A 13117-nucleotide genomic window follows, 5' to 3' on the forward strand; every position below is an offset into this window, starting at 1 on the left:
CTATTGTATGGAGCGGGGTTGATATGAAATCAAGTCATGTAAAGTCACCATTGATTAATGCCCTGTTGCTTACTGGGATGGTCGGATTTGCTGCAATCCCTGTCTGGGGACAGGCGGCAGAGAATACGCCAGCGATAAAGGCATTGTTAGATCAGGCCACCTACTGGCATGAGAAAGCCCATAATGATCTGGCGACTAACGCGCTGCAAAAGATCCTGATGGTCGATCCTACCAACGTTGATGCTTTATATCTAATGTCCCTTTATGCCTCTGAAAAAGGGGATAAAGCCGAGTCGCTTGAATGGCGTAAAAAATTAAATGCGGCCTCCCCGGATGACCCACGTTTGCAGTCGTTAGATAATGCCAAAGTCATGCAGTCCATTTCGCCGAGCCAATTAGCGGCAGCGCGCCAGTTTGCCAGCCAGGGCAATATTCCCAAGGCGATTGAGAGTTATCAGAATTTATTTAACGGTAATAAACCGTTAGATAATTTAGCGGTAGAATATTATTTGACCATGGCGGGGGATGCGGCGACGTTACCAACAGCTATCGCCGAATTACAGCAACGTGTAGCACAGTCCCCAAATGATGTTGCAGCCCGCGTGGCGCTGGGTAAAGTGCTGACCTACCAACAGACAACCCGCCGTGATGGTATTGCCATGCTTAATAGTCTGGCGGCGACTAACCGCGAAGCTGATGCTGCTTTGCGCCAGGCACTGATGTGGATAACACCGCAACCGGCAGATGAAGGGCTTTATCAGGCCTATCAACAACGCCATCCCGATGATCAGGTTGTCGCCGATTACTATAAAAAGAATATCGGTGGAGCAGCAAAAGGCCAGGGTTACAGTGAACTTAATCGCGGTGATTTAACCAATGCGAAAAGCCAGTTTGAGTCAGTGCTGGCGATCAACCCTAACGATGGCGATGCATTAGCGGGTTTGGGATTTATCGCTTTGCGCAGTGGTGATTTCGCCAATGCAGAAAACTACCTGACTCAGGCGGCCAAACAAGGTGGGGCAAACAGCGCACAACTGGCGGCGCAAGCGCAAGATGCCCATTTCTACGGCGAGTTGGATAAAGCTAAAAAAGCCTTTGCCAGCGGGAATATTGACGGTGCGCTGGCATTGAGCGCCCCATTGGCACAGGCCACAGGGGACAAAGGCACTGCGGTGGCGCTGTTCCGGGCTGATTTGTTGCGGCGCAAAGGTGATTTGAGTGCTGCTGAACAGGCTTACCGCAATATCCTGGCGCAGCAACAGCAAAATAATGATGCGAAATTGGGGCTGTATTATGTATTGCGGCAGCAAAAGAATGATGCCGAGGCACAGCAAGTGCTACAAACCGTGCCAAACAATCTCAAACCCGCCGCCGCGCCCGCTGGGATCAATGTTGATCCGATTCGCCGTGAGGCTGCATTAGCGCTGCAACGTAATGATCCTACGGCGGCATTAAATCTGTTACAACAGGCGCTAACTAAGCAGCCATCGAATATCTGGGTTCGTCTGGATATGGCGAGAATACTGCAACAACAAGGAAATACAGCCCAGGCGCAAAGTCTGATGGCTGAAGCTTCGGCTCCCGGCGCACCGGCGGATAATCTATATGCTGCCGCTTTGTTTGCCGCTGAAAACAAAGATTGGGCAACCAGTAATGCTTTACTCAATCAGATCCCGCCAGCCCGCCAAACTAAAGAGGTCCGTGCGCTCGCTGACCGTGTGGAGTTCAATCAAAAAATAGCGACAGCAGAAACGGCTCTGGCAAAGGGTGATTCAGCCAGTGCTGCGGTAATATTGCGCGGACTGGCACAAAATCCGCCTACCGCCCCTGCCGATGTCGGTAATCTGGCTAAAGATTTGATGGCTGCCGGTGACAGCACCACGGCGGTTAGTTTAGTGCGTAAAAATATCAATAACGGCATTCATGGCAAGGCGGGCGATTATGCGGCACAAATCAGTGTCTTGACGCAATCTGGCCTGACGCAAGAAGCGGAAGCCTTATTGAGTAATCCCGCGATTCAAAGTGGCAGTTCGCCGATAGAGATCAGTCGATTACGACTAGGGACCACTATCAATCAGGCCGATGCATTGCGTGAGCAAGGCCAGTATGCTGCGGCGTATGACAAGTTGATTGTTGCGCTACAAAGTGATCCGCAAAATATTGACCTGATGCTGGCGATGGGGCGTCTTTACCAATCCGGTAAAATGAATGATGAAGCCGGTAAAGTTTATGCTTATTTATTAAAACGTGATCCTACTAATGAAGGGGCGCGGGTAGGGGCGGTAAACGTGGCACTGGCTAATGGTGATGTCCAGAGCGCCAGACAATTGATGTTGGGCATGCGCGGGCCAAGAACCCCTGAGCGCTTATTGCTTGCTGCCCGGGTCGCGGAAGCTGAAGGGGATCATGAGCAGGCTTTGGCTTTGTTACGTTCCGCCAAAGGTAAAATGATTGGGCTGGAAGGGGCAGACAGTGTTGGTGGCGCGAATATTGCTGGTTTACAACTTAGCGACAATCCGTTTATTAACCAGACCACCCGCACGCAGCCGCGGACCAATTCAAGCTATGGCGCGGTGTTGCCGTGGCAAAATGCGGGCACAGAAGGCGCTGCCATGGGGGGCGTCAATAATCTGGCACCTACCGCTAACGTTGCGCAAAACGGCACCCTGAAGCAAGTTGATCAGATGCTGGATACTTTACAGGATAAAACTGCCAGTTGGGCGCAGGCCAATATCAGTATTCGCAGTCGCGATGGTGAATCGGGCCTGAGTCAATTGACTGAAGCCAAAGCCCCGCTCACCTTTTCCGGTGTGCCTTTTGATACCTCCCGCCTGAGTTTTACCGTCACGCCGGTATCCCTCAATGCAGGTTCAACCTCAGGTACGGGCAGTAATCGTTTTGGTACCGGGGCATTGCAGCAGGGTTTGGAAGTTAAAAATGCGACAGAGACATCAGCACTTGCCGCAACTAACTCAGCGGCGGTATTAGCGGCGGCGACAACTGCTCAATTGCAGGCTCAGGCGGATAGAGAAAGTGCGTGTAATGGCGCAGGTGCTGGAACGCAAGGTTGTGTTGATGCCAGGGTAGTGGAAAATGATGCCAACAGTGCTAAACAACTGGCGGCTAATAATCTGGTCACAGCCCAAACCTTTAGTCCAAATGATTTCACCGCCGACTCCCCAGGCTCACAAAGTGAGTCAGGGGTAGAGCTGGCACTGGCCTTGGCGGGGGAAGATTATAAAGCCGACATTGGTACCACGCCGTTAGGGCAAGATATGAGTGCCCTTATTGGCGGCGTGCAATGGGCACCTAAGCTTGGCGAATTCGCTAAACTGGCGATGACAGTAGAACGTCGGCCAGTGACGGATAGCTTGCTTTCATACGTGGGTGCAACCGATAAGATCAGCGGATCGCGATGGGGGGCAGTCACTAAGAATGGGGGTGGCTTAAACCTGAGCTATGACGATGGCGATGCCGGCCTTTATGCAGGATTAAATTATTACAATTATATCGGTGATAATGTTCCGAGTAATGGTTCAATTAACTCTTCAGTCGGCGCGTATATTCGTCCTTACCGCTATGATGACCGTGAATTAAAAACGGGCATCAATATCAGTTATATGAATTTCTCTAAAAATCTCAGTTATTTCAGTTACGGTCAAGGGGGCTATTTCAGCCCGCAAGATTATGTCAGTGTCTCTTTCCCGGTTGAGTATAGCCAACGTTATGGTAACTGGAATTATAAATTGGGTGGGGCGGTAGGCTATCAATCCTATTCGCAGGATGAGAGTAAATATTTCCCGAATAATCCAGAGTTGCAGGCTCAACTGGAGCAATTGGTGCGCGATGGTTATAGCACTGAATCCCGTTATGCTGCGCAAAGTAAAAATGGCATCGGATATAACTTCAAGGCTGATGGCAGTTACAACTTACAGAAGAATATGCAGATCGGCGGACAGGTTGGCTATGATACTTTTGGCGACTACTCCGAAACTACCGCCTTGGTCTACTTCAGATATTTGTTGGATGGGAAATAATCATGCAAGAGAATAACTATCTTTCGGAACAACAGGATTATTACCGTCAGCAGCAGCATCAGCCGGGATGGCAAAATGTGGTGCAAGTGCTTTTTTCAGGTATTCAGGCTAATGCTGACAGTGCGGATGGCAGGGCTTTTATCCGCAACATGGGGACTCAACTGGCACAGCATAACCCCTTACCGATAAGTCAGACCGTGGGTGAGTTTGAAGATCAAATTAATCATCTATGGTCCAGATATCATTGGGGATTTTTGCGCATTGCCGCGAATGAACAGGAAATGCAGTTAAGTCACTGTGCATGGCCGGACACGGACAATCTGACTGAACAGTCGCAGTGGAAAACTGCATTTGCAACATTTTTGGAAGGTATTTATAAGGAGTGGCTCAGGCAGCAGGGAGGGCAGTCAGAAGTGAATGTCCGTTGGCTGGATAATAAAACCGAAGGTCCATTAGTGTTCCGTTATAAAAACGGCATTTGAGGCATATTATGCTAATTATGAAGGTCATGCGTGTTGTTGTTACCGCCGGTGTGCTATTTGGCCTACTGTTTTCCACCGGGGTACAGGCTTATCAGCCCGGCTGGGAACAATTTAAAAGCCGGTTTCTTAAGCCCGATGGCCGAATTGTTGATACGGGTAACCATGATATCAGCCATACCGAAGGGCAAGGTTTTGGTATGCTACTTGCCGTATTCAATGATGACCGGCCTACCTTTGATTCATTATTGGGTTGGACTCAAAAGACATTATACAATGCAGATACCGGATTATTTTCATGGCGTTATGAGCCGAATGCTAAAGTAAAAGTTGCGGATAAAAATAATGCTACAGATGGCGATATATTGATTGCTTGGGCATTATTACTGGCTGGGGATAAATGGCACAATCGCGACTATACGAGTCAATCTAATCAGATACAGAATGCTATTATTAAGCACACGGTCATTAACTTTGCCGGTTATCATGTATTATTGCCAGGCTCTGCAAGTTTTAATCATACCAGTTATGTTGTGATCAACCCGTCTTATTACATATTTCCAGCCTGGAATGCATTCTACCAATACAGTCATTTGAAAATATGGAAAGACTTGAATGACGATGCTATCCAGCAGTTATCAGCGATGAAGCTTGGCAAAGTCAATTTGCCGACTGATTGGGTGTCATTGCAGTCGGATGGTAGTTTCGCACCAGCCAATGGTTGGCCTGCACGTTTTAGTTTTGATGCGGTGCGTATTCCATTATATCTCAGTTGGGGAGGACATAATGGCAGTACATTGGCGCCTTTTATTGGCTATTGGCAAGGTTTTTCGCGTTTAAAAACACCGGCATGGGTCAATGTTGTTACGGGGGCTACCGCGGAATATGCACTGACACCTGGGATGCTGGCGATACGGGATCTTACCTTAGGTGATGCTGCTCAATTAACGGCAGTATTACAACCAGAAGAAGACTATTACTCCTCTTGTTTACGCTTATTATCCTGGTGGGCGGCACAGCAGAAATGAGTAAAAAGCACGTTCTACTTGCAGGGCGTGCTTAGGTCGGTTCTTCACGGCAACATCCGCTTTATCATGTCAGGATCAGAGCATTGTCACGATTTCTGGTTGATTTTTTCCATTAAAATAAGTCGTTACGTAATAAATTTGTTCTATGATTGAGAACCGGCCCTCTAGTTATTGATGGAGGGAGAGTTCATATAAGGAGAACACAATGCCTCATATGCCTTTGATAGCGCTTCCCCACACTCATTCTGATTGTTGTCTTTGCCATAGTCCGGCGTTCGTTCGTATCAATACGGTGTTTGCTCAGAAAGCTGCTCATTCTGCCCCTATAACAGCGGCAACCGTTGCTGCGGCGATCCCAGGCGCGACTCAGCAAAGAAGAGATGTCGCGGCCAATACTGTGCGTGTGATGGCCTTTGTTAATATTCGCCTTTTTGATGGTGTTTCAGACCATTTGCGCGATGGATTGCAAGTATTAGTGGAAGGTAACAGGATCAAGTCGGTAGAGCCGGCTGATAAAGCATTGCCACCGGATGTGGAACGGATAGACGGTGGTGGCGGTGTATTGATGCCAGGGCTGATCGACGCACACTGGCACGCCATTATGGCTCGGCCATCAATGATGACGGCGATGACAGCAGATTTTAATTATATCCAGGCGCTGGCAATTGCAGAGGCGCAGGCGACTATAATGCGTGGTTTCACCACGGTGCGTGATATGGGCGGGCCGGTTTTTGGCTTGAAACGCGCCATTGATGAGCAGGTGACGGTCGGGCCACGCATCTATCCTTCCGGCGCATTTATCACTCAAACTGGTGGGCACGGCGATTTCCGTCTGATTGGTGAATTACCGCATACGCCATCAGACCCCTTGAGTTATGCCGAACGCGTAGGTATGACGGCGATTGCCGATGGTGCCGATCAGGTGTTACTGCGTGCCAGAGAACAATTGATGCGAGGCGCGTCGCAACTCAAATACATGGCAGGGGGTGGTGTAGCCTCTATGTATGACTCTATCAGTGTGACCGAGGGATCGGTACCAGAGATTCAAGCGGCAGTTACGGCGGCTGAGAATTGGGGTACCTATGTCACCGTCCATGCTTATACGGCACGGGCGGTCACCATGGCGATTAAAGGTGGGGTTAAATGTATCGAACACGGCCAGTTGGTGGATGAGGAGACCGTCCAGTTAATGGCAGAAAAAGGCATTTGGTGGAGCTTGCAACCCTTCCTTGATGACGAGGATGCGGTGCCAATGGCCAGTCCGGCATCACGTGCCAAGCAGCTTGAGATGGTTGCCGGTACTGATACGGCCTATAGGTTGGCGAAAAAATATAACATCAAGACAGCGTGGGGCACCGATACATTATTCGATGCCCGACTGGCAACCCGACAGGGTGCTCAATTGGCCAAGCTGACTCGCTGGTACTCACCGCTTGAAATTCTCAAGATGGCCACCAGCGTTAATGCTGAACTCTGTGCCTTCTCCGGTCCAAGAAACCCGTATCCCGGTAAGTTGGGTGTGGTAGAGAATGACGCACTGGCTGACTTGATTCTGGTTGATGGTGATCCACTGAGTGATATTCAACTCATTGCTCGGCCAGAGAAAGCATTCAGGCTCATTATGAAAGATGGGCAAATCTTCAAAAATACGTTGGGCAGCGATCTGTAGTGACTTTTTATGATCGAATAGCTGTTTTTCTGCCTGTTAACGCCACATTAACTGAGGCCGAATAATGAATGATATGACTTCCCTTAGGAAGCCAGAGTGGTTTTTTTTCAGGGGGTTAGCGAGTACCAACCTGAACTTATGGCGCGGGTCGTTAGTTCTGTTATCGGTTATTGCTCTGAGCGGCTGCACCGGCGTAGCGGCGCCTTCATTTTCATTGGTGGGCTCTTACTTTCCTTCCTGGATGGCGTGCGCTTTTATCGGAATAGTTGTGGCGGTGATGGCTCGCATTCTGTTTATTCGGATGGGTATTGATGAGGTGCTGCCATGGCGGCTGTTGGTGTATGTCTGCCTGGCGCTTGCTGTGGCATTTATCAGTTCCCTATTACTGTTTACACGATGAATGATGAATATGAATAAACTATCAGGGAGTGGGCGTAAGCGGCAACTGGCGCTTATCGTCGCCGGCGTTATCATCGTCGCGGCAGTGATATCAGGCTGGCTTTCCGTGCGGCAGACTACACTGAATCCATTATCTGAAGATGCAGAATTAGGGGCCAGTGTGGTGCATGTTGCCAGTTCGGTACCTGGCCGTATTATCTCGATTAATGTCGTGGAAAACAGCAAAGTTCGGCGGGGTGACCTGCTGTTTACCATCGAGCCGGATCTCTATCGGCTGCAAGTCGCACAGGCGCAAGCTGAATTGCAAATGGCAGAGGCTGCTCGCGATACCCAGCAACGGACGGTGGTCGCTGAACAATCCAATGCCGCGATTACCAATGAACAAATTGTACGGGCGCAAGCCAATCTCAAGTTAGCGACTCAGACATTGGCCCGGCTACAACCTCTGCTCCCTAAAGGTTATGTCACCGCCCAGCAGGTCGATGATGCGGCGACGGCGAAACACGACGCCGAGGTCAGCCTGAAACAGGCATTAAAACAGTCATTTGCTGCGGAGGCTTTAGTCAGCACGACTGCGGCCGCTGAAGCGTTGGTAGTCGCGCGGCGCGCGGCGCTGGCTATTGCTGAACGGGAGCTGGCGAATACACAAGTACGTGCCCCCCATGATGGTCGGGTGGTGGGGCTGACGGTCTCGGCCGGGGAGTTTATCGTCCCGGATCAGGCCATTTTTACCCTTATCAATACTGAACATTGGCATGCCTCGGCCTTTTTCCGTGAAACGGAATTGAAGCATATCAACGTGGGGGATTGCGCTACCGTGTATGTCATGGCGGACAGACAGCGTGCGATTCAGGGGCGAGTTGAGGGGATTGGTTGGGGTGTCAGCTCTGAGGATATGCTGAATATTCCACGTGGTCTGCCTTATGTCCCGAAATCATTAAATTGGGTACGTGTTGTTCAGCGTTTCCCAGTGAGAATCAGTCTGGAAAAACCGCCGGAGGACCTGATGCGAATCGGGGCGACTGCTGTGGTTGTTGTGCGCAATGACGACGGTTGCTGACGGTACGCTCGGTGGCATAATCCGTCAGGCAAAAGCGGATTTAGCCTATTTCCCTGGGCGAGTGGCGATGGCCTGGCGGGTTGCTGCACTCTGTGCATTGATGGCTATGGTTGCCATGGTGTATGGCATCCCGGAATCCGCGATCAGTTGCTATCTGATTATTTTCGTCATGAAACCGGATGGCGTAGAAAGCATGGTGATGGCGATTGCTATCACCATTCTGGTGTCGCTGGTGGTTGGTCTGGTGTTTCTGCTTATTCATTTCACGTTGGAAGCCGCGCCACTGCGCATGGCAGCCTTGATTGTCAGTTCGTTTTTGTTTCTCTATCTTGGCTCAGCCAGTAAGCTCGGTCCGGTGGGGAGTATTATTGCGCTGGTTATTGCGTTTGTGATGACGCTGCTCAGTGATATACCCATGGGTGAGGTAGCAACGCGGGGGCTGTTGTATGCCTGGTTAATGGCGGTTTCCCCGATGTTGCTGATTATTGGCTTTAACCTTTTCTTTGGCCGGGCACCCCAGACGTTATTGCGGGCCAGTTTAGCCGAGCGACTTTTCACCGTAGCCGAGACATTGCGCCAACCCGATGCCACCAATATGGCTAAGCTAACTGAGCTACTACAGGAAGGGCAAAATGAGCATCAACAGCGGGCGCTTTTTGTACGTATCTTCCATCTACGCCCCTCGTCTGAAGCAGCCTGGTTGGAAAGTGCCGTAAAAAGCAGTTATCGCCTGCTATTGGCAACGTCAGCTTTATCTGCTGGCTCACCAGAGAATGAGCGTATTGAACTCGCGGGCTACTGTTGCGATGCGGCACAGGCGATAGCGGCGGGCAATCTTGCTGTTACCCCTCACTTTGCTATTGAGAATGCGGGTGATGAGATCAATGAAATCAGAAACGCACTGCTAGCACTGGCGAATGCGGATAATGGGCAAGATTTGGCTGCCCCGAAATCCTCATTCTTTGCCGCAGATGCACTGACCAATCCTGCTCATCAGCGTTTTGCGCTAAAGACCACCGCCGCCGCCCTAATTTGCTATCTGGTCTATACCGCATTGGATTGGCAGGATATCCATACTGCCATGATCACCTGCTATGTCGCGGCGTTAGGTACCACCGGTGAGACAGTGCATAAACTGGTACTGCGGATTATCGGGTGCTTGATCGGCGCGTTAATGGGGGTTCTGGCGATCATTTTCATTATTCCCTACCTGAGTGATATTGGTCAATTGATGGCGCTGGTGTTTGGCTGCATTCTATTGGCCGCTTGGGTTTCCTGTGGCAGCGAACGTATCGCTTATGCCGGTGTGCAGGTTGGGCTGGCATTCCTGCTGACGGTGTTGCAAGGCTTCGGGCCAAGTACAGATCTGGGGGTGGCACTCGATAGGGTGCTTGGGATCTTACTGGGTAATCTGGTGGTGTATTTGATTTTTACCCGGTTGTGGCCGGTGGCTATTGTAGATGCGGTGCGCATACATATTAGTAACACGTTGACGGGACTGACAAATTTGGCAGCGCTGTCGCCTGATGCACGGCCTGCGGCACTAAGAGAAGCGACAACCATTGAGGCGGAGATTACCCAAGCGCGAGAAGAGCTGGCACTGGTTCCCTTTGAGCCAGCACAATTACGCCCTTCACGAGAAGAGTGCGCACGCTTGTACGCGATACTGGCAGAAATGAGTAAATTGTGCCCAGTGCTGTTTCTACCGACTGAAAAGTCGGCGTCTGATGTGGAACAACTGCGTCAGCTCTCGCTTGTCGGTGACATTACCGCGCAACAAGGCGAGCACGTGCCAGAGAGAGAATCTTCATGGCAGGGGTTATCGCCAGTTGAACTGACTATTGGGCAACGTATAAAAAGACTCGGGGAACTTCTGGGAACTTGATGACATGACGACTCACGCGGTACTGATGGCCAGGATAGCCAAAATGGGCCTTATTTGCACGGCGGCTGGCTTATGCATATTGATTACGGGGTGTGCCACTGAGCGACTTGACCTCGCGCCAGCCTCCTATTCCGAACCTTGGGTCGCGGATGCCAATACGGGCAGTGCTGCGGGCGCGGGTAATTTCTCTGTGCCAGCTAATCCGCTGGTGGCAGAACTTCCTCAGCCACCGGCAATAAAGAGCGGACATCTTTACTCATTACCTGAGCTGATTGATATTGCCCAGAATCAGAATCCAGATACCCGCATTGCCTGGCAGCAAGCGCGACAGGCTGCATTGGCTGTCGGCATGGGGGAGGCGGTATTTTTACCGATCATTTCAGCCAGTGTTATTGGTGGCTACCAGAGTACCAGCACACCGTTACCTTACGCGATTGGCAGCCATAAGGATGTCAATACCTCTGGGAGCGCAGTTGTTCCGGCGCTGGCATTACAGTGGCTTATCTTTGATTTCGGGCAGCGTAGTGCATTACTTGACGCAGCTAAACAAACCTCTTATGCCGCCAATGTTAGCTTTAATGGGATGCATCAGAAGCTAATCTACGATGTCACACGGACTTATTTCCAATATGGTGCCGCGCAGACCCAGAGGCAGATAGCAGAGCAAACGCTGAAAAATAGCTTAAAGATTCAAGATGCTGCCGAACAACGTCAAAAAAATGGTATTGCCACCACCGTCGAAGTGGCGTTGGCGCGCCAACAGGTGGCACAGTCTGAACTGCGCCGCGTGATGACAAAAGGTACGGAACGTGATGCTTATCAGGCATTACTGGGGGCGATGGGGGTTTCTCCCTCATTAGATATCAACATCGCTTATGCCGAAGACCGCGCTTTGCCAGATGTTGCCAGCACGCCGACCGAAAATATGATTCGTCTGGCCCTTTCCCAGCGGCCTGATGTGTTAGCCAGCTATGCGGCGGTAGAAGCTGCCAAGGCAGGTATCAAAGCCACTGAGGCCGACTTTTTGCCAAAAGTCTATCTTGCCGGAGCAGTCGCAGGCGGTGATGGGCGCTTTGATATTCAGGGTCTACCTGGGATTAGCCAGCAGACTTCATCCTCTAGCATTTTGGTGGGGGTCAGTGTTCCTCTTTACGATGGCGGGATACGGGCGGCGCGGGTCAAAGAGGCGGAGTCTCGTGCGGCAGTTGCAGCGGAAGGATTTAAGAAAACTCAGGAGTTGGCGGTGCGTGAAATCGTGGTGGCGGCGGATACTTTGCACTCGGCACTTGAGTCTAATCAGGCGGCACTCAATCTGGTGAAAACGTCATTTATCACCTATGACGCTGCACTGGAATCTTATCGTAATGGTGTAGGTACCATCACGGTCGCTAACGAAGCGGCCAATGGCTTGTTGAATGCACAACAGATGAGTACCGATGCCCACGCCGCTTCGCTGGTCGCCGCTGCCAATCTGGCTTTTGTGATGGGTAAAATGACAAATACCTCACAACCTCTTGAGTTGCTTCATTAATCATAGAAATAAAGGGGCTTTCTTTTGGCGATAGGGGATGTCATTCAGGGGGTTGCACAAATTAACACAGGAGATGATAACCCATTAATGACATAGAGGTTTTTATCTATATTTTTTACACTGACAAAATACTGTACATCATCACGTGTTGTCTGAATGAATTTCGACCAGACATTATCTGGAACATCATCAATAGCTCTTATAATTTGAGTGGTGAAGTTGACTGTATAAACACCGTTATTATCCAAGGTGGTGTAGTTGAATGGCAGAGCGCGATTTAATATATATGATGATGTTTTATCCTGCGCCGTTCCGGTGAGTTTTATAAAACCATCACCATTGCGGGATAAAAAGATACTCATATCTGCCAGTAATGAAACAGAATCATAGGTATTAATGTTTTTTTCAGGTATAGCTCAGAATCGCACTGTAAAACAACTTTAGGCAATAGTTGATAGACCCAGAAAATGGCGACGGCAGCTAATATCGTCAGGTAAACCACGGTAAGGTAACCTTTTTTTCATCGTGCTTCTCCCGAGTTAATCCTGATCGTTCTGCAAGAAGGGTAATCACTGTCTTCTTTTTTTGCACAGATACCAATAAAGGTAAGTTGATTAAATTTATAATAATTACTTCCTTTTAGATAAAAAATCTCGTTATTATCATTTTTGCAGTCTATTTCATCTTAATGTAAATCGTTTTTAACGTGGTTGATTAGCTGCTCAGTGGCAGGATAGGTGGAGTTGTTCTTAACATACAACATGCATTTCCCAATTCTACCGGCAAGTACATGGCTTTTCTTATTAATGATGATCTCAGCGAGTTATAATAAATTTTGAATGTAGTTATAGTGAGCGCATATTTAAACTTTAAATAATTTATTGTCAATTTGTATTTTTAGGGAATGGCTGAGTGCGGTTTAAGTTTTTTTTGAATTCCGATATTAAAAAATGTACAAGCTACTATTGGCTATATTTTAAGATGTATAGCATCTTCCTTTATTTAATTTTTGGAGTAAAAAACTATATA

General features: G+C 49.4%; 9 protein-coding genes. 8 read left to right on the plus strand and 1 reads right to left on the minus strand.

Features of this window, described 5'->3' with window-relative positions:
* The first annotated feature begins 77 nt into the window (after positions 1 to 77).
* The 8 genes from A6J66_020435 to A6J66_020470 all read left to right on the plus strand — a co-directional run bounded on the left by A6J66_020435 (position 78) and on the right by A6J66_020470 (position 12088).
* Positions 78 to 4037, plus strand: coding sequence for a hypothetical protein (locus tag A6J66_020435; GenBank protein PNM27097.1), 3960 nt, complete (start codon positions 78 to 80; stop codon positions 4035 to 4037).
* 2 nt (positions 4038 to 4039) lie between these two features.
* Positions 4040 to 4519, plus strand: a complete 480-nt coding sequence (locus A6J66_020440) for a cellulose synthase (GenBank protein PNM26321.1) — start codon at positions 4040 to 4042, stop codon at positions 4517 to 4519.
* Positions 4520 to 4527: 8 nt separating this feature from the next.
* A complete protein-coding gene (locus A6J66_020445; GenBank protein ID PNM26322.1) occupies positions 4528 to 5544 on the plus strand; it encodes an endoglucanase in 1017 nt (338 codons plus the stop codon).
* A gap of 205 nt (positions 5545 to 5749) precedes the next feature.
* The gene (locus tag A6J66_020450; GenBank protein PNM26323.1) at positions 5750 to 7213 is read left to right on the plus strand and encodes an amidohydrolase family protein; all 1464 of its coding nucleotides are present in this window, start codon (positions 5750 to 5752) and stop codon (positions 7211 to 7213) included.
* A gap of 73 nt (positions 7214 to 7286) precedes the next feature.
* Positions 7287 to 7613, plus strand: a complete 327-nt coding sequence (locus A6J66_020455) for a hypothetical protein (protein PNM27098.1) — start codon at positions 7287 to 7289, stop codon at positions 7611 to 7613.
* A 9-nt stretch (positions 7614 to 7622) separates the two neighbouring features.
* Positions 7623 to 8672: a multidrug transporter subunit MdtN gene (locus A6J66_020460; GenBank protein PNM27099.1), complete on the plus strand. Its 1050-nt coding sequence runs from the start codon at positions 7623 to 7625 to the stop codon at positions 8670 to 8672.
* Positions 8673 to 8787: 115 nt separating this feature from the next.
* Entirely contained in the window at positions 8788 to 10557 is a 1770-nt protein-coding gene (locus A6J66_020465) for an FUSC family protein (GenBank protein PNM27100.1), read from the plus strand.
* A gap of 4 nt (positions 10558 to 10561) precedes the next feature.
* The gene (locus tag A6J66_020470; protein PNM26324.1) at positions 10562 to 12088 is read left to right on the plus strand and encodes a TolC family protein; all 1527 of its coding nucleotides are present in this window, start codon (positions 10562 to 10564) and stop codon (positions 12086 to 12088) included.
* A gap of 44 nt (positions 12089 to 12132) precedes the next feature.
* Here A6J66_020470 and A6J66_020475 read toward each other — a convergent pair whose 3' ends face one another.
* Complete coding sequence (locus A6J66_020475) at positions 12133 to 12450, minus strand: hypothetical protein (GenBank protein PNM26325.1); 318 nt, start codon at positions 12448 to 12450, stop codon at positions 12133 to 12135.
* Positions 12451 to 13117 lie beyond the last annotated feature (667 nt).

Origin of the sequence: Yersinia enterocolitica, assembly GCA_002082245.2 — a bacterium.
Taxonomy (GTDB): Bacteria; Pseudomonadota; Gammaproteobacteria; order Enterobacterales; family Enterobacteriaceae; genus Yersinia; species Yersinia enterocolitica_E.

Excerpts from the sequence above, each read along its gene's own strand:
- A6J66_020470 (PNM26324.1), top strand. The coding sequence starts at position 10,562 with ATGACGACTCACGCGGTACTGATGGCCAGGATAGCCAAAATGGGCCTT.
- A6J66_020440 (PNM26321.1), top strand. The coding sequence starts at position 4,040 with ATGCAAGAGAATAACTATCTTTCGGAACAACAGGATTATTACCGTCAG.
- A6J66_020455 (PNM27098.1), top strand. The coding sequence starts at position 7,287 with ATGACTTCCCTTAGGAAGCCAGAGTGGTTTTTTTTCAGGGGGTTAGCG.
- A6J66_020450 (PNM26323.1), top strand. The coding sequence starts at position 5,750 with ATGCCTCATATGCCTTTGATAGCGCTTCCCCACACTCATTCTGATTGT.
- A6J66_020460 (PNM27099.1), top strand. The coding sequence starts at position 7,623 with ATGAATAAACTATCAGGGAGTGGGCGTAAGCGGCAACTGGCGCTTATC.
- A6J66_020435 (PNM27097.1), top strand. The coding sequence starts at position 78 with ATGGTCGGATTTGCTGCAATCCCTGTCTGGGGACAGGCGGCAGAGAAT.
- A6J66_020475 (PNM26325.1), bottom strand. The coding sequence starts at position 12,450 with ATGAGTATCTTTTTATCCCGCAATGGTGATGGTTTTATAAAACTCACC.
- A6J66_020465 (PNM27100.1), top strand. The coding sequence starts at position 8,788 with ATGGTGTATGGCATCCCGGAATCCGCGATCAGTTGCTATCTGATTATT.
- A6J66_020445 (PNM26322.1), top strand. The coding sequence starts at position 4,528 with ATGCTAATTATGAAGGTCATGCGTGTTGTTGTTACCGCCGGTGTGCTA.